The organism is Lactiplantibacillus argentoratensis (genome assembly GCF_037290055.1).
Lineage (GTDB): Bacteria > Bacillota > Bacilli > Lactobacillales > Lactobacillaceae > Lactiplantibacillus > Lactiplantibacillus plantarum.
The window spans coordinates 1511097-1532175 of record NZ_CP147647.1 but is presented as its reverse complement, the minus strand read 5'-3'; the positions used below and the strand labels follow the sequence as shown (position 1 = coordinate 1532175).

The 21079-nt window shown below is 46.0% G+C and carries 16 protein-coding genes; 14 read left to right on the top strand and 2 right to left on the bottom strand.

Features of this window, described 5'->3' with window-relative positions:
• Window positions 1–69: 69 nt before the first annotated feature.
• The gene (locus V7R88_RS07140; protein WP_057717166.1) at window positions 70–999 is read right to left on the bottom strand and encodes a LysR family transcriptional regulator; all 930 of its coding nucleotides are present in this window, start codon (window positions 997–999) and stop codon (window positions 70–72) included.
• Between the two features lie 189 nt (window positions 1000–1188).
• Between V7R88_RS07140 and V7R88_RS07135 the strand changes: the two genes are divergently transcribed.
• The 10 genes from V7R88_RS07135 (at window position 1189) to V7R88_RS07090 (ending at window position 13188) form a co-directional block, all read left to right on the top strand.
• Window positions 1189–2337, top strand: a complete 1149-nt coding sequence (locus V7R88_RS07135) for a cobalamin-independent methionine synthase II family protein (protein ID WP_057717167.1) — start codon at window positions 1189–1191, stop codon at window positions 2335–2337.
• 559 nt (window positions 2338–2896) lie between these two features.
• A complete protein-coding gene (gene ylqF / locus V7R88_RS07130; protein WP_338816105.1) occupies window positions 2897–3751 on the top strand; it encodes a ribosome biogenesis GTPase YlqF in 855 nt (284 codons plus the stop codon).
• Window positions 3744–4511 (top strand): ribonuclease HII, encoded by a 768-nt coding sequence (locus tag V7R88_RS07125; RefSeq protein WP_057717168.1) that lies wholly within the window; start codon window positions 3744–3746, stop codon window positions 4509–4511. Before ylqF ends, V7R88_RS07125 begins: the two co-directional genes overlap by 8 nt.
• A gap of 78 nt (window positions 4512–4589) precedes the next feature.
• On the top strand, window positions 4590–5456 hold the full coding sequence (dprA, locus tag V7R88_RS07120) for a DNA-processing protein DprA (protein WP_057717169.1): 867 nt from the start codon (window positions 4590–4592) through the stop codon (window positions 5454–5456).
• An 88-nt stretch (window positions 5457–5544) separates the two neighbouring features.
• Window positions 5545–7692, top strand: coding sequence for a type I DNA topoisomerase (gene topA, locus V7R88_RS07115; protein ID WP_057717170.1), 2148 nt, complete (start codon window positions 5545–5547; stop codon window positions 7690–7692).
• 279 nt (window positions 7693–7971) lie between these two features.
• A complete protein-coding gene (gene trmFO, locus V7R88_RS07110) occupies window positions 7972–9297 on the top strand; it encodes an FADH(2)-oxidizing methylenetetrahydrofolate--tRNA-(uracil(54)-C(5))-methyltransferase TrmFO (RefSeq protein WP_057717171.1) in 1326 nt (441 codons plus the stop codon).
• 79 nt (window positions 9298–9376) lie between these two features.
• Window positions 9377–10321, top strand: coding sequence for a tyrosine recombinase XerC (gene xerC, locus V7R88_RS07105; protein ID WP_057717172.1), 945 nt, complete (start codon window positions 9377–9379; stop codon window positions 10319–10321).
• Window positions 10305–10847: an HslVU peptidase proteolytic subunit gene (gene hslV / locus V7R88_RS07100; protein ID WP_003638820.1), complete on the top strand. Its 543-nt coding sequence runs from the start codon at window positions 10305–10307 to the stop codon at window positions 10845–10847. Before xerC ends, hslV begins: the two co-directional genes overlap by 17 nt.
• A gap of 17 nt (window positions 10848–10864) precedes the next feature.
• Window positions 10865–12283 carry an ATP-dependent protease ATPase subunit HslU gene (gene hslU / locus V7R88_RS07095; protein ID WP_003640560.1) on the top strand — a complete coding sequence of 473 codons (1419 nt, stop codon included), beginning with the start codon at window positions 10865–10867 and terminating at the stop codon, window positions 12281–12283.
• A 26-nt stretch (window positions 12284–12309) separates the two neighbouring features.
• On the top strand, window positions 12310–13188 hold the full coding sequence (locus V7R88_RS07090; RefSeq protein WP_057717173.1) for an aldose 1-epimerase family protein: 879 nt from the start codon (window positions 12310–12312) through the stop codon (window positions 13186–13188).
• 196 nt (window positions 13189–13384) lie between these two features.
• Here V7R88_RS07090 and plsY read toward each other — a convergent pair whose 3' ends face one another.
• Window positions 13385–14011, bottom strand: coding sequence for a glycerol-3-phosphate 1-O-acyltransferase PlsY (plsY, locus tag V7R88_RS07085; protein WP_072535258.1), 627 nt, complete (start codon window positions 14009–14011; stop codon window positions 13385–13387).
• 485 nt (window positions 14012–14496) lie between these two features.
• On the opposite strand from plsY, the gene parE reads away from it, so the two are divergent.
• The 4 genes from parE (at window position 14497) to V7R88_RS07065 (ending at window position 21062) form a co-directional block, all read left to right on the top strand.
• Window positions 14497–16503 (top strand): DNA topoisomerase IV subunit B, encoded by a 2007-nt coding sequence (parE, locus tag V7R88_RS07080; protein WP_057717174.1) that lies wholly within the window; start codon window positions 14497–14499, stop codon window positions 16501–16503.
• A 13-nt stretch (window positions 16504–16516) separates the two neighbouring features.
• A complete protein-coding gene (parC, locus tag V7R88_RS07075; protein WP_057717175.1) occupies window positions 16517–18967 on the top strand; it encodes a DNA topoisomerase IV subunit A in 2451 nt (816 codons plus the stop codon).
• Window positions 18968–19150: 183 nt separating this feature from the next.
• On the top strand, window positions 19151–20110 hold the full coding sequence (locus tag V7R88_RS07070) for a LysR family transcriptional regulator (protein ID WP_057717176.1): 960 nt from the start codon (window positions 19151–19153) through the stop codon (window positions 20108–20110).
• A 22-nt stretch (window positions 20111–20132) separates the two neighbouring features.
• Window positions 20133–21062, top strand: a complete 930-nt coding sequence (locus V7R88_RS07065) for a manganese-dependent inorganic pyrophosphatase (RefSeq protein WP_054398409.1) — start codon at window positions 20133–20135, stop codon at window positions 21060–21062.
• The last annotated feature ends 17 nt before the right edge of the window (window positions 21063–21079 follow it).

Below are 21079 nucleotides of genomic sequence, written 5' to 3'. Positions count from 1 at the left end.
TGTCGTATTTTTTCGTCTGTATGCTGTTGTTAACAAAAAATGAATTCAGTCACGGCATGTGTCAATCAGTCAATTATCATTAAAAACGTCAAAGCCATATCCTTGAATGTGCTGTTTCAATAGTGTCAAATAGCGCTGGGCCGTAGCGCTTAATTCGATTTTTTTATGGCGCAGGTATCCAAGGGTCATTGCATCATCCACTTTTAGTGGAATCGCCACAATTTTTTCGTCATTGAGTTCACTGCTGATGATGCCTGAACTGATCGTATAGCCGTTTAAACCCACCATCAAGTTGAAGATCGTTGCCCGATCACTGATGCGGATATGCTTTTTATGAGGCAGCGTACTGAGGATTTCTTCTGCAAAATAAAAGGAACTCGTATCGCCTTGCTCATAAGAGAGGTAGGGATAGTCTCGTAGGTCATCCAAAGTCAGTTCTTGCTTGTGCGTTAATGGGTTATCACGACCGACGAAAACGTGCGGGCGAGCCTCGAATAGCGGTACGAAGCTTAAGTCTTTGTCAGCAATCAAACGGCTAAGCACGGTCTGATTGAACTTATTAAGATAAATGACGCCGAGCTCGCTTTTCAAAGTCTGAACGTCATTGAGCACGTTGGCCGTTTCAGTCTCGCGTAATGTGAACTGATAGGTATCGCCACCAATTTCCTTGACTAATTCGACAAAGGCGTTCACGACAAACGCATAGTGTTGCGCAGAGACACTAAAGATACGCTTGCGAACGGTTCCCTGACCAAAATGTTCGTTGAGTAAATTAACTTGGTCGAGGACACTGCGAGAATAGTTAATGAATTCACGGCCCGCATCCGTCAAAGTGATCCCCGTTTTATGACGATAAAACAGTTGTACTTGATATTCCTTTTCGAGTTCTTTCATTGCTTGGGATAATGAGGGTTGGCTGATAAATAACTGTTTGGCCGCCTCGTTGATCGAGCCCGTCGTGGCAATTTTTTCTAAGTAGCGCAATTGTTGAATACGCATTAGGCGCACCTCCTGAGAAATTTCTGGTTTCAGTAACTAGTTAACGCATGATTGTAGCTGGTGTGATTGCATAAATTATTTAGGTTATAGGTGTTGCCTATTATATCATCAATGCAACCAGTCTTATCTATTTTCTAATCAAATTGTTATAATAAACTCATTCAGACAGACACGGAGGATGATGACATTATGACAAAAACACATTTCCAGCTGGTCGGCTCACTTTTACGCCCGGCTAGTTTACTCACTTATAAGAATCAAATCGAACATCGTGACGATATTCAATACCCATTTTATGAGGCTTTGCCGGGCTACCAGGCTGCCGAAACCGCGGCGGTGAAGACGGTGATTGCCACCGAAAAGGCGCATGGGATTGATGTGCTAACGGATGGCGAATATACGAAGTCAATGTGGCATTTGGATTTTATTTGGGGGTTTAGTGGTGTTCGGCGGTTTATTGCGGATGAAGGTTATAATTTTCGCGATCATGACGGCAGTGATTTTGAAACACGTAAAGATATTGGCATTGAAATCACCGCACCACTTTCGGGCAAGCATCATCATTTTATCGATATTTATCAGCAGCTTAAGGCACAAGCCGATGGTAATGACGTTAAATTAACGATCTGGAGTCCCGCGCACGCCTTTGTTGAGTTTGGATACATCGATAAGCTATATGGCCCTGACCAGGTTTACAAAACTGTTGATGACTTGCATGCGGACTTACTCGGGGCGTATAAAGAATTCTTAACGGATTATCAAGCTGCGGGTGGCAAAATCATCCAATTCGATGACTGCTTGTGGGAAGTGTTTGCCAGTGATAATCAGCAAAGCCCCTTTGGTGCTGGCAATGGCAGTCTCCAAGAATTAGCTGATGTGGCCGTCAACACCAATAATGAGTTAGTTGATTTTGGCCATCAATTAGGGTTGAAAGTTTGGACGCACAATTGTCGTGGTAACTATGAAAGTCGGCACTTTGCGGAAGGCAGCTACAATACGATCGCTAAGAAATTCCTGCATGACCAACACTACGACCGGTTCTTCCTTGAATGGGACGATGACCGCGCCGGTGATCTTTCAGCGCTCAAGGTACTTGAGGACCGGCCGAATGTGGAAGTCGTCTTGGGCCTGTTATCCAGTAAGACCAACACCTTAGATGATGAAGATCGCGCGTTACGGTTACTGACGCAAGCTAGTCAAATTTTGAATAAGAACCAGTTATATTTATCTCATCAATGTGGTTTCGCTTCCTGTGACTCAGGCAACGAGTTAACGGCGGCTCAGCAGTGGGCGAAGATCGATCAGGGACAAAAGATTGCGGCAAAATTCTGGGATTAAGTCACGTCAGTTAATTAGCTGACGGCTATCAAACGACAATCAAATAAGCGCGATGTTGCGGCCATCTTGATGATGAAGGCTGTGACGTCGCGCTTATTTGCATTTGTAGTAGGTGAACTGTTGTATGATCGTATCGGTGGACGTTAACGCTAAGGACGGTTATGCGATGTGCTTGGACTAACGAGCTAATTGACAGCTACCGCAAGCTTGCAGCCAATAAAATGGTGTCACTATTCCGGTTAGCTAAATTAACGTGAGGATGTATTGGGCAGCAGCTCAATGGGCGGTTTCAAAGCATGGTCGGTGTAAACATGGTAAAATATAGATTGCTGCATCATGCCAGTCCTGGACTAGCAAGCGTCCGGTGTTTTAGTTCATGGGCGGCATAGCGACCAACGATTTCGTTGAATGAACGCATTAGTAGCGGTTGGCGCAAAGCACTTAAGCATGTCGCCACTGGAGCTAGCAGTTTCGGCTTGACAGCCCGTGCTGTTAAAGAATTTTAACAATGATCAAAGTTTGAAGGCATTCACGCCACGAGAAAAAGGAGCACAATGTAATGGCAAATATTCAATGGTACCCAGGTCACATGGCTAAGGCGATTCATCAAATTCAGGACAATTTACACTTAGTTGATATTGTTTTTGAATTGGTCGACGCCCGGATCCCCGTGGCTTCCCAGAATCCAGAAATTGAAAAAACGGTTCAACAAAAACCACACCTCTTAATTATGACCAAGAAGGACCTGGCAGATCCGCAAGCGACAGCTGACTGGGTCAAGTATTACGAAGACCAGGGTCAAGTTGCAATCGCGGTCGATTCACGTAGCCGTACGATTGGTAAGCAAATGACGCAAGCGGCTAGTGACATGTTAGCTGACAAGTTAGCAAAAATTGCGGCCCGTGGCATTACTAATCGGCCAATCCGCGCAGTTTGTGTCGGTATCCCCAACGTTGGCAAATCGACCTTATTAAACCATATTGTCAATAAAAAAATTGCCAAAGTCGGTGATCGTCCGGGCGTTACCAAGGGCCAACAGTGGCTCAAAGCGTCCAATAAATTGGAATTACTAGACACTCCCGGGATCTTATGGCCGAAGTTTGAAGACCAAGTCGTTGGGACCAAGTTGGCCGTCACGGGCGCGATTAAGGAAAATATCTATCCTAACGATGACGTCGCTTTGTTTGCCTTGGACTTCTTCAAGCAGCACTACGCGGCCCGCTTAGTCGACCGTTATCATTTGACGGCTGAGCAGTTGGCCTTACCAAACCCGGAATTACTGATTGCGATGACGAAAAATGCGGGGATGCGCGATGACTGGGAACGTTTCTGCGTGGCCTTCCTCTTAGATATTCGCAAGGGCCGGCTCGGTCGTTTTACGCTCGACTTAACGGGGGATCAACCCGATGCCTGAACGAACGATTGCGGATTTTAAACGGCTACTGGCTGACCAACCAACGGCAGCGCTGCTAGCCGCGGCCCAAGCCGACCCGCGCAAGGGCGTGCAGCAGGCTTATCAACACTATTTGCGACAAGCTGAAAAACAGGCGGTGTTAGAGACACGTTTTAATCAACATATGCGTTTAGAACGGGATTTTTGGGCCCACGGCGGACAATACGTTGCTGGGATCGATGAAGTTGGTCGCGGTCCGTTAGCTGGACCAGTCGTCACTGCCGCTGTAGTCTTGGACGATCATTTTGATTTGCTAGAAGTCAATGATTCAAAGCAATTAACCGCTAAGAAACGGGCGGCCCTGATGCCACGGATCCTAGAAGAAGCGGTCGCCGTGGGCATCGGCGTTGCGGATGCCCAACAAATTGATCAATTAAATATCTACGAGGCGACCCGAGTTGCAATGGCCCAAGCCGTCCGTAACCTGTCCGTTCGGCCAACCCGTTTACTAGTTGACGCGATGCAGGTGCCGGTACCAATTGAACAGACCCGTCTAATCAAGGGCGATGCGAAGAGCGCGAGCATCTCGGCGGCTAGTATTGTCGCCAAAGTCGTCCGGGACCACTTAATGACCATGTACGATCAAGTGTATCCCGGGTACGACTTTGCTGATAATATGGGCTACGGGACTGCTAAGCATTTGGCCGGGTTGGCCAGTTTGGGCGCCACGCCGATCCATCGCCAATCTTTTTCACCGGTTCGAAATGCTAAGCGGGTCTAAATCCGTAACTACTCTTTAAAGAAGCCGTTTTGTTGACGACTAGTGTCAACAAGGGTGAACTTAAGGAGTCGTGATAACATGCAGTTAAGAAGTTTATTGATTCGATTACACTTAGCACACGGCATCGGGTATGCCGGGATGGTCCGTGTGCTACAACACTGTCGGCAGGTTCACACGGTCGTCACTGATCCCCGCCAATTAGGTAAATTGGCCCATTTAACTGCTAGTCAGCAGGAGCGTTTTACCGCTGACTGGCAAAGCACGGCATTTCAACAACGACTAAAACGGCATGCGCCGCTTGATATTTTAACGATCTTGGATGATGATTATCCACCGGCCCTATTAGAAGGCTATCAACCACCAGTAGTGTTGTTTTTGCGCGGACAGCGTGCGTTACTCACGACGCGTCAACTTGCGGTCGTTGGTGCGCGACAGGCGACATCGTATGCGGAACGGGTCACGACACAATTATTGGCACCGTTAGCCACGGAAAAGCTGACTATTGTCAGTGGCCTAGCGAAGGGCGCCGATGGTTTTGCGCATCGGACCGCCCTTCGTTTTAACTTACCGACGATCGGGGTGATCGGGACTGGACTAGATATTAGTTACCCCCGTCAACACCGCGACTTGCAGCAACAAATTAGTCAGGTCGGTTTATTAATCAGTGAGTACCCACTGGGGGTGGGGCCGGAACCCTACCACTTCGTTGCTCGTAACCGGATTATTGCCGGGCTGTGCCAAACGGTTATCGTGGTCGAGGCGCAGGCCCATTCTGGGAGTCTGATCACTGCTAATATCGCGTTACAAAACAATCGCAACGTTCTGGCAGTACCTGGACCAATTGACGCACCATTTTCAGTTGGGTGCAATCAATTGATCGTCGCGGGGGCCAAACCAGTCTTAAATTCGCGACATATAATAGAAGAGTTTTTACCAAAAATTTGACAACACGAAATTTTTGAAATATGATTACAGGGATTTCTTAAACTGATATTTATAATAATGATAATGAAACCTGTAAGGAGCTGATCGAGTGGCTGCAAGTACAACTAAAGCCAAACCGGCGGCAAAGCGGAAGACCGCAACTAAAACTGCTACCAAGCGGAAAAGCAAAACACCCGCTAAAAAATTGGTGATCGTGGAATCACCATCTAAAGCAAAAACGATTGAAAAATATTTAGGTCGTTCTTATAAAGTCGTCGCTAGTCTGGGCCATATTCGGGATTTACCGAAGAGCAAGATGGGTGTCGACGTGGATAACGACTATGAACCGCACTATATTTCGATTCGCGGTAAGGGTGATGTGATCAAGGGATTGCGGAAAGAGGCTAAAAAAGCCAAAGCCGTGTACCTCGCATCTGACCCGGACCGTGAAGGGGAAGCCATTGCTTGGCACTTATCCTATTTATTAGGGCTTGACCCTAAGGATAAAAACCGGGTCGTCTTCAATGAAATCACCAAGGATACGGTCAAAAACGCTTTTAAAGAACCGCGTTCAATTGATATGGACCTGGTGGATGCCCAACAGGCCCGGCGAATTTTGGACCGACTAGTGGGTTACTCAATTAGCCCATTATTGTGGAAAAAGGTCAAAAAGGGCTTATCGGCCGGTCGGGTGCAATCGATCGCGCTAGATTTGATCATTCAACGTGAAAATGAGATTAAAGCGTTTAAGCCCCAAGAGTATTGGACGATCGATAGTGAATTTCAAAAGGGTCGTTCCAAGTTCATGGCAAGCTTTTATGGAACCCATGGCAAGAAGCAACCGTTGGATGACAACGATGCGGTGCAAAAAATCTTGGGCCAATTAGACCGGAATGGCGATTTTAATGTCGTCAAAGTCGTCAAGAAGGAACGTAAACGGTTCCCAGCGCCGCCATTTACAACCTCCACCATGCAACAGGATGCCAACCGGAAGTTGAATTTCCGGACGCGTAAGACCATGATGGCAGCACAACAATTATATGAAGGCATCAATGTTGGTGGTAAGGAAGGTAGCGTCGGCTTAATCACTTATATGCGGACTGACTCGACGCGGATTTCGTCGATTGCGAAGCACGAAGCGTCACAATTCTTGCATAAAGAATACGGCGCAGAATATGCGGCCACCAAACCTGTCAAGGGCAAGTTACCAGAAGGCGCTCAGGATGCCCATGAAGCAATCCGACCCTCATCCGTCTTCCGGACACCCGCAAGTATCAAAGACTACTTGACGAAGGATCAATTCCGGTTATACCAGCTGATCTGGTCACGGTTTGTGGCTAGTCAGATGACGCCCGAAGTACTTGACACAATGGCGGTCACGATCGACCAAAATGACGTCCAATTCCGGGCGAACGGGTCGAAGACGAAGTTTGCTGGTTTTACGAAGATCTACGATAAGACGGAAAAGAATAACGTCTTACCAGATTTAAGTGAAGGTGATGTGGTCAAGCTATCGAAGACGGATCCGCAACAACACTTCACCCAGCCACCCGCACGTTACTCTGAAGCCAACCTCATCAAAGCATTGGAAGAAAATGGTGTGGGGCGGCCGTCAACGTACGCACCAACCCTGGATACGATTCAGCGGCGCTACTACGTCAAATTAGAAGCGCGCCGGTTTGTGCCAACTGAACTCGGCGAGATCGTTAACGATATTATTCAGGAATACTTCCCGGATGTCGTTAATGTCGGCTTTACGGCCAGTTTAGAAGAACAGTTGGATGCGACTGAAGAAGGTAAGGAAAACTGGGTCAAAGTCGTCGATAGTTTCTATAAGCCGTTTTCGAAAGAAGTTGCCACGGCTGAGGAAAGTATGGAGAAGATCCAAATCAAAGACGAATTAGCGGGCTTCAATTGTGATATTTGTGGCGCGCCCATGGTTGTGAAGATGGGTCGTTACGGCAGATTCTTTGCCTGCTCCCGTTTCCCGGATTGCCGTAATACGAAGCCGATCGTTAAAGAAATTGGTGTCGTTTGTCCGCAATGTAAGAAGGGCCAGGTCATTGAGCGGAAATCGAAGAAGAACCGGATTTTTTATGGTTGTTCCCGCTTCCCAGATTGTGACTTTGTCTCTTGGGATAAGCCGGTTGGTCGTGACTGCCCGAAGGATGGCCATTACCTGGTCGAAAAGAAGGTCAAAGGTGGCAAGCAAGTGCTTTGTCCGAATGGCGATTATACCGAAAACGTTCAAAAATAAATGAAAAAAAAGGTCATCTACGGATGATCTTTTTTTGTGCATTGTCAAACAATGCGTACAATTTGTGAAAATCCGTTGACAAAATTCGTAATTTCAACTGATTAACAAGTGTTTCATCGGTAAAATAAGCGCCCACTTAAATTAATGTTCGCTTTAAGCTTGACGGCGGCCATCTCATTGCAGGATTTGCTGATGCCATTAGTTGTCTTCTGCTAGTTTCTCAGGTATGATGACAACAATACTATCAATGGTATGACAACAAGAAAAGAGGAATTCTGGATGGCATCAATACCAACAGTAAACGTAATTGGCGCCGGTTTAGCCGGCTCAGAGGCCGCTTGGCATATTGCTAATATGGGCGTCAATGTCCGGCTGTATGAAATGCGGCCCAGCAAAATGACTCCCGCCCATCACACGGCGCAATTTGCTGAATTAGTGTGCACGAACTCACTGCGGGCGAACCAATTAGCCAACGCGGCGGGCCTATTAAAGGCCGAAATGCGACAGATGGATTCGATCGTGATGCAAGCGGCTGAACACCACGCTGTCCCAGCTGGCGGTGCGCTCGCCGTTGATCGGGATACGTTCTCTGCAGAGATCACGGCTGCAATCACCGCGTTACCTAATGTTGAGATTATTAATGAAGAGATTACGAGTCTTCCAGATGGTATTACGGTCGTAGCGACTGGACCATTAACGGCGGCGTCCTTAGCGAAATCGATTCAAACGTTTAACGACGAAGATGACTTACACTTTTTTGATGCGGCCGCACCGATTTTAACGAAAGATTCGATCGACATGGACAAGGTGTATCTCAAATCACGCTATGACCGCGGTGAAGCGGCCTATCTGAACTGCCCAATGACGGAAGCCGAATTTGACGTTTTCTATGACGCGTTGATTCACGCCGAAATGGCCGAAGCGCATGATTTTGAAAATTCGGATGTCTTTGAAGGTTGTATGCCAATCGAAGTGATGGCACAACGTGGGCGCCAAACGATGCTATTTGGCCCACTTAAACCAGTGGGCCTTGAAGATCCAAAGACGGGTAAGCAACCCTTTGCAGTCGTTCAGTTGCGCCAAGATGATGCCGCTGGTGATCTATATAATATCGTCGGCTTCCAAACCCACCTTAAGTGGGGCGAACAAAAACGGGTCTTTTCACTGATTCCGGGTCTGGAGAACGTTGAATTTGTCCGTTATGGCGTCATGCATCGCAATACTTTTATGAAGTCACCGAAACTATTAACGCCAACTTATCAGACGCAGCAACGGCCTGACTTATTTTTTGCGGGCCAAATGACGGGCGTCGAAGGCTATATTGAAAGTGCAGCGAGTGGCATCGTTGCTGGAACCAACGCGGCGCGCTTAGCACTTGGGTTAGAACCGGTCGTTTTTCCAACGGACACGATGATGGGGGCGATGGCCCACTATATCACGCATACGAGCGCTAGCAACTTCCAGCCGATGAACGCCAACTTTGGCATTATGCCAAAACTCAAACAGCGCATTCGGGATAAGCGTGAACGTAATACGGCGATTTCTGAACGGGCCTTGGCTGACCTGGCGACTTTTAAAGATGAAACGTTGACCGTTAACAACTAAAATATCGCCCCATTGACAGGGTGCATAATTGTGTTTTCCTCCATACTTTGCTAAAGTAGCAACGTATGGAGGTTTTTGCATGGAAACGGATTATTTAACCCTCTTTTTAAAGTACATTCGGGTTGAACGACAGTATTCGGAAGAGACCGCTGCTGCTTATCGGGAAGACATTCAAGCTTTTAATGATTTCTTAACGGCAAATGGCGGCGCGAAAGCGTATACTGAAGTTGACCGGTTGGACGTTAACGTCTATTTAAGTCATTTATATGACCGGCACTTGACCCGCAATTCAATTGCTCGGAAAGTTTCAAGCTTGCGGTCGTTCTATAACTTTTTGGTTAAGAATGATTTAGCTAAATTGAATCCCTTCGTGTACGTCCAACTCAAAAAACATGCGGCGCGCTTACCCCGTTTTTTCTATCAAAAGGAGCTGGACGTATTATTTCAAACCGTCTATGCGGATGATAGCGTGATGGGGGCCCGGAACGCGGCGTTATTAGAAGTCCTGTATGGTACTGGGATTCGGCTGAGTGAGTGTGTCGATCTACAATTAGCCGACGTTGATTACGACCTAAAAATGATGTTGATTCGTGGGAAGGGCGACAAGGAACGTTACGTCCCATTTGGTCGGTACGCGGCTACCGCGCTTCAGCATTACGAAACCGTCTGCCGGCAGCCCGTGATGGCCAAGTATAGTCAAACGCACCAAACGGTGTTTATTAATCGGCATGGCGGTCCCATTACTGGCGGCGGAATCGAATATGTCTTGAATCAAATCGTTAAGAAAAGTAGTTTAACGGCTGATATTCATCCCCACATGCTCCGGCACACGTTTGCAACGCAGATGCTGAATAATGGTGCCGATTTACGGACCGTGCAGGAGCTGTTAGGTCATACAAGTTTGTCAACGACGCAAATTTATGCGCACGTGACAAAGGAACATTTACAACAAGATTATCGTCAATTTTTCCCACGGGCAACGCGGGAATCGACAAAGGAGACTGAACATGACAACGAAATTTGAAGCAACTACCATTTGCGCCGTTCGCCAAAACGGCCATAACGCCATGGCCGGTGATGGTCAGGTCACGATGGGTGAAAAAGTCGTAATGAAAGGGACAGCCCATAAAGTTCGGCGGATTTATAATGATCAGGTCGTCGTAGGTTTTGCCGGGAGTGTCGCGGATGCGTTTAACCTTGAAGATCGTTTTGAAAAGAAACTCAACGAATTTTCTGGTAATTTACAACGGGCAGCCGTTGAGCTTGCCCAGGAATGGCGCAGTGACCAGGCGTTACAGAAATTGGAAGCTTTGTTGATCGTCATGAACAAAGATGACATGTTACTTGTTTCTGGGAGTGGTGAAGTAATCACGCCGGATAACGACGTCTTAGCCATTGGTTCTGGTGGCAACTTTGCCTTAGCCGCCGCGCGCGCAATGCAGCTGCATGCCAAGGATATGAGTGCCAAGGAAGTCGCTGAAGCGGCAATCCATATTGCCGGCGACATTGATATCTTTACCAATCATAATGTGATCTCAGAAACGTTGTAATGTAGGAGGAAACGCTCATGGAAGAAATCAATAAGACACCGAAACAAATTGTGGCCGCGCTTGATAATTATGTTATTGGTCAAAACCAAGCTAAAAAAGCGGTGGCAATCGCGCTACGTAATCGTTATCGGCGGATGGAACTTTCTGCTGAAATGCAGGAAGAAATTACCCCCAAAAATATGCTGATGATCGGACCAACCGGGGTCGGGAAGACCGAAATTGCCCGGCGGTTGGCTAAGATTGTGCACGCCCCGTTTGTGAAGGTTGAAGCAACTAAGTTTACGGAAGTCGGCTATGTTGGTCGCGATGTCGAATCCATGGTTCGTGACTTAGTGGACGTGGCTATCGAGATGGAAAAACAACAGGCTTATTCTGGTGTGCGGGCGCAAGCGGTGCAGGCTGCTGATAAACGGCTCGTCAAATTATTAGTACCAGCCCAAAAGAAGCAGGCTAAGAATAATGGTAACGAGTTCCAAAACATGATGAACATGTTTAGCCAGATGCAAAACGGCCAGACCCCCAACGTTGACGATTCAAGTAACGAAGAAGTGACCGATGAAGTTCGTAATCAACGATTATCAGTTGCCGATCAGTTGAAAACGGGGCGCTTAGAAAACTCAGAGGTTACCATCGAGATGGATGACCCCCAACAAGCCGCCGCGGGTAATAATAACATGCTGGGTCAAATGGGTATTGATCTTGGTGATAGTTTAGGGGCTTTAATGCCCAAGAAGCGGATCCAACGGACAATGCCAGTCTCAGAGGCCCGAGAAATTTTAGTCCGGGAAGAATCCGAAAAGTTAGTCAATAACGCTGATATTTATCATGATGCGATTGTCCGTGCTGAAAATACCGGGATTATTTTTATCGATGAAATTGATAAGATTACTAAGGGTGGTCAGCAAGGTTCCGGTGAAGTTTCACGTGAAGGGGTTCAACGAGATATTCTGCCAATCGTTGAGGGGTCACAAATTTCAACAAAATATGGTCCCATCAATACTGATCACATTCTGTTTATCGCTTCCGGGGCCTTTGCGGAAAGTAAACCTAGTGATCTGATTGCTGAATTGCAAGGCCGTTTTCCAATTCGGGTCGAATTAGACGATTTAAGCAAGGATGACTTTGTTAAGATTTTGACGGAACCTAAGAATGCGTTGATTAAGCAGTATATCGCTTTGATCGGTACGGACAACATTAAAGTGACGTTCACGATCGAGGCTATCGAAGCGATTGCCACGATTGCCTATAAGGTCAACCATGAGACACAAAATATCGGTGCCCGTCGTTTGCACACCATTTTGGAAAAGCTCTTGGAAGAATTGCTATACGAAGGTCCTGACATGGAAATGGGCGAAGTCACAATCACTGAAAGCTATGTCAACGAGCGAATCGGTAACATTGCACAGGATAAGGATCTTAGTCGTTACATCTTATAAAATTTATTAAGGGGGCGTTTACGCGGATGACAGTCGAATTAAAGAATGAGTACCTCACCGTTTTGATTAATGAAGCTGGGGCGGAATTAAGTAGTGTCAAGTCGAGTGACGGTATTGAGTACATGTGGCAGGCCGACAAAACTTTTTGGGGCCGGCACGCACCCGTGCTTTTTCCAATCGTTGGTCGTTTAAAGGATGACCAGTATACTGTTGCTGGTCAGGCTTATCACATGGGACAACACGGTTTTGCCCGCGACAATGACTTTACGGTCGTCAACCAAACGGCCACACAAGCAACATTTGAATTGACCGATAGTCGCGCGACGCGGGAGATGTATCCATACGCGTTTCGATTACGTCTGGTTTATACGTTGACGGATCATGAATTGACCGTTAACTACAATGTGCATAATCCGGCTAATCAAGAGCTGTTGTTTTCTGTTGGGGGGCACCCAGCATTTAACGTGCCACTCGCTGATCCGGCGGGCACACTAGCTGATTATAAGGTTACCGTGGCACCACGAAAGGTCTACGCGCATATTCCATTACAGGCACCGTTGAACGATGCGGCAAATGCGGATGACTTCGACCTGACCAAGCCATTAGCACTTAGCCGGGATTTGTTTAAGGACGATGCCCTGATTTTGGATTTGGATCATCACGAGACGACGTTAATGTTGGACACTGATCTGGATGATCATGGGGTAGCGATGACGATTGAAGATGCACCATACGTCGGCATGTGGTCACCATACCCCGCAGAAGCGCCGTTCGTGTGCTTAGAGCCATGGTGGGGCATTGCGGATAACGTTGATAGCGACGGTCAATTAAGCCATAAGATGGGCATTAACCGGCTTGCAGCGAACCAGACGTTTGATGCTAAATATGCGATCAGCTTTTTCTAACTAAACTAGTGTGAATTTACGAAACCGGTCAAGCCGCTTGACCGGTTTTTTGTTGTGGCCTAAAAAGGCACAAAAGCTATTTGTATCATCTTACTTTAACTAAGAGCAAAAACACCACACAAGCCCAGCAACTAAGCTTACCAGTTCCTAAATAAAAAGACCACTCAATAATGAAATGGTCTTGAAAAGAGTGCGATTATTTGTGGTTAGCACGTTGCTGACGTCGCCAACCGAGTCCGAAGTGTACCAATGATTCGGTCCCGTTTTTGATACGGGCAATATTACTGCGGTGCCGATAGAAGATGAAGAGCGTCAATGCAAAGGCTACGAGTGACAGCAACCAATCTTGATAGTAAAAAATCGCAATCAACGTAACGATTGGGAAGGCCGTCATACTAGCAACACTGACCATACTGGTCGTGTAAACCAACAGTAACATGATGGCACTAGCAATTAAGAAAAACTCCCAGTTGTAGGCCAGTAAGATTCCGGCACTGGTGGCAACGGCCTTGCCACCTTTAAAGCCAATGTAAATTGAGAACGTATGTCCTAAAATAGCTGCTAGTCCAATCAATAAGGTATAGCGGTTATTCATATGGAATAGCAAGGTCGGCTGTAGTGCTGCGATAGTGCCTTTTAGAATATCCATCACCATGACAATTGTCCCGGCGGTCGGGCCTAGGACCCGGTACGTGTTGGTAGTTCCAATATTACCACTACCTGCTTGACGAATATCAGTGTGAAAGAAAAACTTGCCAATAATGACACCCGAAGGAATCGCGCCAATTAAGTAGGCGATGATCAGCATAATTAGTATTTTCAAAGTTGGTTCCTCCTGCAATAGAATCAATCAATATTTTAGCATTCTTTTTAAGGTTGTGGGGATTAATCGGTTTAAAAAATGATGATTGGGTGGTAAATTATGAAAATAAAATGATTTTTTGATAATTATTATGTGCCTAAAAGCGGGTGGCTAGGGCCTTTAAAGCGCTAACTGACAAAATATTCACGCATTTTAAGAACTAGTCGTGACCAGTAATAAGTTTATTCATTGAACTGGCGCTTAGAATCAACATGAGGTAAGCTAGTAAGTGGCTTTAATTTTTAGAAGATGACTTCTGACACGAACACACGTTTGCTATTTTAGTTGTTAACGTGTATGCTAACAGATGAAGAGCCACGAGTAACAATCAGAAATTAATATAATTGCACCTTGACAGGTTGGGGCTTTTAGGACTACTTTATTACGGTTTCCTGAAAGTACCACTTGATCGAGGCAGATTTTTAAAGATAAAAGGAGTTGTGAGAATGGCCAAGAAAAGCCCAAAATATGATGATTCTTCAATCCAAGTACTTGAAGGATTAGAAGCCGTTCGGAAGCGTCCCGGAATGTATATTGGTTCTACGGACGGCCGCGGACTCCATCACTTAGTTTATGAAATTGTCGATAATGCCGTTGATGAAGCCTTAGCTGGCTATGGTAAAGAAATCAACGTGATTATTCACGCCGATAATAGCATCACCGTTGTCGATCATGGTCGTGGGATGCCAGTTGGAATGCATGCTTCCGGTATTCCAACACCTGAAGTTATCCTCACGGTTTTGCATGCTGGTGGTAAGTTCGGCCAGGGTGGTTATAAGACTTCTGGTGGGCTGCATGGGGTCGGTGCGAGCGTCGTTAACGCACTGTCGTCCGAATTGACGGTCACCATCATCCGTGATGGCTACCGCTACGTTGAACATTTCAAAGATGGTGGTCATCCCGTTGGGACCCTTGAGAAGAAAGGGAAGACTAATAAGCCAACTGGAACAACAATGACCTTTAAGCCCGACGCTAGTATCTTTACAACGACGGTTTATAATTTCCAAACCTTAGCTGAACGGCTACGTGAATCCGCATTCTTACTGAAAGACGTCAAAATCACGCTGACTGACGAACGAGAAAATCAACAACAAGAGCTGGTCTTCCATTACGAAGATGGTATCAAGGCGTTTGTCAGTTACCTCAACGAAGATAAGGACACCCTCGGGGACATCATGTTCTTTGATGGTACTAAGGAAGGCGTCGAAGTTGAGGTTGCTGCGCAGTACAACGATGGCTATTCGGAAAACTTGTTATCATTCGTCAATAACGTGCGGACGCCAGACGGTGGGACGCATGAAGTCGGGTTCCGCAGTGCCTGGACGAAAGCGTTCAATGAATATGCTCGCAAGGTTGGCCTATTGAAGGACAAGGATAAGAATTTGGAAGGCTCCGATGTTCGTGAAGGGCTATCCGCTGTTATTTCGTTACGAGTACCGGAAAATCTTTTGCAATTTGAAGGTCAAACTAAGGAAAAGCTCGGGACACCCGAAGCACGAACGATTGTTGATAATATCGTGAGCGAACAACTTCAATTCTTCTTGATGGAAAATGGCGAGTTTGCTCAAATGCTGATTCGCAAATCAACTAAAGCTCGCCAGGCTCGTGAAGCTGCCCGTAAGGCCCGTGATGAAAGTCGAAATGGTAAGCGGCGGCACAAACAGGAACGGTTACTTTCTGGAAAATTAACTCCGGCGCAGTCTAAGAATGCTAAGAAGAATGAATTGTTCTTAGTCGAAGGGGATTCGGCCGGTGGCTCAGCAAAACAGGGGCGTGATCGCAAGTTCCAAGCAATCTTGCCATTACGTGGTAAGGTGTTGAATACCGAAAAGGCCAAATTAGCTGACATTGTCAAGAATGAAGAAATTAATACCATGATTTACACAATTGGTGCGGGTGTTGGGCCCGAATTTGATATTAAGGCTAGTAATTATGACAAGGTCATTATTATGACCGATGCCGATACCGATGGTGCCCATATCCAAATTCTCTTACTGACATTCTTTTATAAGTACATGCGGCCAATGATCGACGCTGGTAAAATCTACATTGCGTTGCCACCGCTGTATCGCTTACAAAAGAAGCAGAACAAGCAGTTGCGGACGGAATATGCATGGACTGACGAAGAGTTAACGCTCAAGACCAAGTCATTTGGTAAGGGCTATGCGCTCCAACGTTACAAGGGGCTCGGTGAAATGAACGCGGAACAGCTATGGGAAACGACCATGGATCCGGAGAAACGGACCTTAGTTCGAGTTCGAATCGATGACGCTGCTTTAGCAGAAAAACGGGTCACCACGCTAATGGGTGACAAAGTTGAACCTCGTCGAAAATGGATCGAAAGTAACGTCCACTTTAACTTGGACGAAGACGGGTCATTACTAGATAACGAGGCCGTCTCATCTGCACATGAGCAAGCCGACGAAGAATTGGCACAACAGCTAAAACAATAGAGGGGGTCGTAAAATGGCAACTGAACAACCAAAAATTCAAGAACTAACCCTTGAAGACGTCATGGGCGACCGCTTCGGCCGTTATTCTAAATATATTATTCAGGAACGCGCTTTACCAGACATCCGTGATGGTTTGAAACCGGTACAACGGCGGATCCTATACGCCATGAATCAGGATGGCAACACCTTTGACAAAGCCTTCCGTAAGTCGGCCAAGTCAGTCGGAAACGTCATGGGTAATTTTCATCCCCATGGAGATTCTTCGATTTATGAAGCAATGGTTCGCCTTAGTCAGGACTGGAAGTTACGTGAGCCGTTGATTGAAATGCATGGGAATAACGGTTCCATGGACGGTGATCCGGCTGCCGCCATGCGGTATACCGAAGCACGTTTGAGTAAAATCGCTGGTGAAATGCTCCAAGATATCGATAAAAAGACTGTCGATATGGTCCTCAACTTTGATGACACGGAGTACGAACCAACTGTTTTACCGGCCCGTTTCCCGAACTTATTAGTTAACGGAGCAACGGGGATTTCAGCCGGTTATGCAACGGAAATTCCGCCGCATAACTTGAGTGAAGTCATTGACGCGATTTTATTCCTGATGAATCACCCTAAGGCAACACTCGAAGACTTGATGGACTTTGTCAAGGGTCCCGATTTTCCAACTGGGGGAATCATTCAAGGCTTAGCAGGTATCAAGCAAGCCTATGAGACTGGCCGTGGGCGTATCGTCGTGCGTTCGCGAACCAAGATCGTACCGCTTAAGGGGAATAAGTCACAGATTGAAGTTTCGGAGATCCCTTATGAAGTTAATAAGGCACAGCTAGTGAAAAAGATTGATGAAATTCGCATTTTGAAGAAAATCGAAGGCATTGCCGAAGTTCGTGATGAAAGTGACCGCCAAGGATTATCGGTCGTGATTGAACTGAAGCGTGACGTCAATGCAGAAGGTATTCTGACTTACTTACTCAAAAATACCGATCTACAAATTACTTATAACTTCAACATGGTCGCCATTTATCATCAGCGGCCCGAACACGTTGGCCTGAAAACGATTCTAACGGCCTATTTGGAGCATCAACGGGACGTTGTAACCCGGCGGACCCAGTTTAACTTGCAGAAGGCTATGGATCGCCAACACATCGTTCAAGGATTAATCAAGGCGATGTCCATCCTCGACCAAGTGATCAAAACGATTCGTGGTAGCAAGGATAAGAAGGACGCCAAACAGAATTTAGTCAGTCAATTCGATTTCTCTGAGATTCAAGCGGAAGCCATCGTGACGATGCAACTCTATCGGTTAACCAATACCGATGTGACGCAGCTAGAAAAAGAATCAGCTGAACTGGCCAAGGCTATCGCGACCTATCAGCTGATCTTGGCAGAGCCTAAAGAACTCGATAAAGTGTTGCGGCGCGAATTAAAAGCCGTTCAAAAAGCCTATCCAACGAGCCGCTTGACTGAAATTCAAAATGAAATTCAAGAGTTAAAAGTCAAGACCGAGGTCGTGATTCCACAAGAAGACGTCATTGTCATGATTAGCCATGATGGCTATATCAAGCGAACCAGCTTACGCTCTTATTCAGCATCGGAGCCTGATGATAATGGGCTTAAAGATGAGGATTATCCAATCTATCTGGCTAAAAACAGCACGTTAGATCATTTAATGATGTTCACCAACATGGGCCATCTCATTTACCGGCCAATTTATGAAATTGCTGACGCCAAGTGGAAAGATACTGGCGAACACATTTCTCAGACGATTGGGCTGGCTGAAAACGAGCGCATCACGTGGGTCTATTCTTTTGAAAACCTTAAAGCTACCGGAAAATTCTTAGTGGCAACTAGTGACGGTTATATCAAGCAAACGGCCTTTGCCGATTACACGCCGGGCCGAACTTATAAGACTCGGGCTAGTCAGTTCATCAAGATGAAGGCTGATGATGCAACTGTTGTAACGGTCAAATACTTACCGGCTGCGCCAACGGGAACCCTGATCTTGATTACGCAACATGGTTATGGCCTTCGTTATGATTTGAGCGAGGTCCCAACAATCGGTGCGAAGGCGGTCGGCGTGAAATCTATGGATCTACGCGACGATGCCATTGTACGGGCAACGATTGCCGCAGATAATGATTTGATTGCCATGATTACGCAACGGGGCTCATTCAAGAAGATGAAGGTAGCAGATTTACCTGTGACAAGTCGTGCACGACGGGGTGTTCAAGTCTTACGGGAGTTGAAGAATAATCCACACCGGGTCGCTGACTATGTCTTAGTTGCTAGTGACGCAAATGGGGTTGCACTTGATGTGCTGACTGATCGTGGTAGGCACCATTCGATCCTGAACGATGATCATCCAATCAGTGCGCGTTATTCTAATGGCTCGTTTGTAGTTGATACTGATACTGAAGGGGAACCTGTTTCTATGCAGATCCATCCAATCCCGCTAACGGTGTAATTTGCAATGCGAATACTTGCACGTTAACTGGCATTCGATTAAGATAATGTTATGACAGGGTAAAATATTATGAATTAGTTAAGCTTTATTTACCAATAACAACCGCTTGCTTTCACTTTGAATCTTGTATAAAATTATAGGTATCATAAGATGGCGATAAGAAGAAAGGATCAGGTAAAATTCATGAAGACAACTCAAGAAAGTATTTTCTCATCGAAAACGTTAACGTATTTCTTGCAACTAGCTGAAACTATGAATTACACACAAGCAGCCCAAATTTTAGGCATCACGCAACCAGCATTGACGCAACAAATCAAAAAACTAGAGCGTACCGTTGGCGCCCCTTTGTTTTACTCCGTCGGGAAAAAGTTACGGCTCTCTGACGCCGGTTACACGATGCTCAACGCAACACACAGCATTTACGACGTACTGAACAAGGCAACTGATGAAATTCAGCAGACGACCAGTGCTACTCAAGGAACAATCAATATTGGGGTGTTAGCTTCAATTGAAGACCACGTATTTGAGGATTTTGCCATCAAGTATTACGAGGCCAATCCGAATGTTATTATTTCGTTGCACATGTTGACGCGTAAAGAAATTTGGGAACGATTGGAAAATAATCGGATTGATTTGGCAGTCATGTACCTACCTGATGAAAGTATCAAGAACTGGAAACCATACCAGTCCAAGAAGATTATCCAAGATGAGCTGTTATTTATTTCGGGTGACGAGAAGTTAGCGAAGAAGAAGCGCATCAAGTTCAAAGATACGACGCTCAATCCATGGGTGACGTATCCTGAAAACTACTACTTGGATCAAGTGGTTAAGGAATCCTATAAAAACCAATTGGCTGATTTGCCAACGGCAGTCGCCCGGTTCACGACACCACAACAGATTTATCGTTTTGTGGCAGCAACTAACACGAACACGGCGTTACCTAATTCATTTATGGTGGCTAATCCGGCAACTGATCAGCTTCACACGTTGTCATTTGAACCAGCCATCAAGTTTGACTTAAACTTCGTCTTCCGTAAAGATAAGGACCAAATTCCACGAATCAAGAATTTCCTTGACGAATTTGACGCTTACTTACGGACCGAAGATTACATTTCACGGTTACAAAAAATTAATCAAAAATAAGTTTTAAGGGAGTTTTGTGCTAATGAGTAAGGAATTAGTTTTTGGACATCAAAATCCTGATACCGACGCGATTGTGGCGGCCAAGGCGTTCTCATACTACGAAAATAAGATGGGGGCGGACACTGAAGCGGTTGCTTTAGGTGAACCCAACGAAGAAACCCAATACGTTTTGGATTACTTTGACGAACCAGCATTACGGGTCATTACTAAGGCCAGTGATGAAGTTGACAGCGTTATGCTTGTCGACCATAACGAACCACAACAAAGTGTAAGTGACATTGCTGACGTAACTGTTAGTCACGTGGTCGATCATCATCGAATCGCCGGCTTTGATACGGCGCAACCATTATTCTACCGGGCAGAACCACTTGGCTGCTGCAGTACCGTCATTTACAAGTTATTCCAAGAAAATGATATTGAAATTCCAGCCAAACTAGCCGGATTAATGTTATCTGCGATCATTTCAGATACATTACTCTTAAAGTCACCAACGACAACGGAAACTGACGTTGCAGTCGTTAAAGACTTGGCTAAGATCGCTGATATTGACTATGAAACTTACGGTTTAGCAATGCTTAAAGCAGGGACTAACCTTGACAGCAAGTCTGAAAAAGAATTAATCGATGCTGATGCCAAGTCATTTGAAATGGCCGGCAAGACCGTACGTGTTGCGCAGATTAATACAGTTGACTTAGACGATGTTTTCAAGCGCCAAGCGGCCTTAGAGAGTGCTGCTAAGGACGAAAACGCGAGTGACGGTTATGATTTATTCCTAATCTTAGCTACTAATATCTTGGATAGTAACTCCGAATTATTAGTCGTTGGTAACCCAACGGAACCCGTTGAAAAGGCCTTTGGTAAGACGATTGCTAACAACCGTCTCAGCTTACCAGGTGTCGTTTCACGTAAGAAACAAGTTGTCCCTCAATTAACGGACGCCTTCAACGCTTAATTTACAGATTAATTTAA

Bases quoted from the DNA above. Each gene is read 5' to 3' on its own strand.
- trmFO (WP_057717171.1), top strand. From the start codon at position 7,972: ATGGCATCAATACCAACAGTAAACGTAATTGGCGCCGGTTTAGCCGGC.
- V7R88_RS07125 (WP_057717168.1), top strand. From the start codon at position 3,744: ATGCCTGAACGAACGATTGCGGATTTTAAACGGCTACTGGCTGACCAA.
- V7R88_RS07090 (WP_057717173.1), top strand. From the start codon at position 12,310: ATGACAGTCGAATTAAAGAATGAGTACCTCACCGTTTTGATTAATGAA.
- parE (WP_057717174.1), top strand. From the start codon at position 14,497: ATGGCCAAGAAAAGCCCAAAATATGATGATTCTTCAATCCAAGTACTT.
- V7R88_RS07135 (WP_057717167.1), top strand. From the start codon at position 1,189: ATGACAAAAACACATTTCCAGCTGGTCGGCTCACTTTTACGCCCGGCT.
- ylqF (WP_338816105.1), top strand. From the start codon at position 2,897: ATGGCAAATATTCAATGGTACCCAGGTCACATGGCTAAGGCGATTCAT.
- hslU (WP_003640560.1), top strand. From the start codon at position 10,865: ATGGAAGAAATCAATAAGACACCGAAACAAATTGTGGCCGCGCTTGAT.
- V7R88_RS07065 (WP_054398409.1), top strand. From the start codon at position 20,133: ATGAGTAAGGAATTAGTTTTTGGACATCAAAATCCTGATACCGACGCG.
- dprA (WP_057717169.1), top strand. From the start codon at position 4,590: ATGCAGTTAAGAAGTTTATTGATTCGATTACACTTAGCACACGGCATC.
- parC (WP_057717175.1), top strand. From the start codon at position 16,517: ATGGCAACTGAACAACCAAAAATTCAAGAACTAACCCTTGAAGACGTC.
- hslV (WP_003638820.1), top strand. From the start codon at position 10,305: ATGACAACGAAATTTGAAGCAACTACCATTTGCGCCGTTCGCCAAAAC.
- xerC (WP_057717172.1), top strand. From the start codon at position 9,377: ATGGAAACGGATTATTTAACCCTCTTTTTAAAGTACATTCGGGTTGAA.
- V7R88_RS07070 (WP_057717176.1), top strand. From the start codon at position 19,151: ATGAAGACAACTCAAGAAAGTATTTTCTCATCGAAAACGTTAACGTAT.
- V7R88_RS07140 (WP_057717166.1), bottom strand. From the start codon at position 999: ATGCGTATTCAACAATTGCGCTACTTAGAAAAAATTGCCACGACGGGC.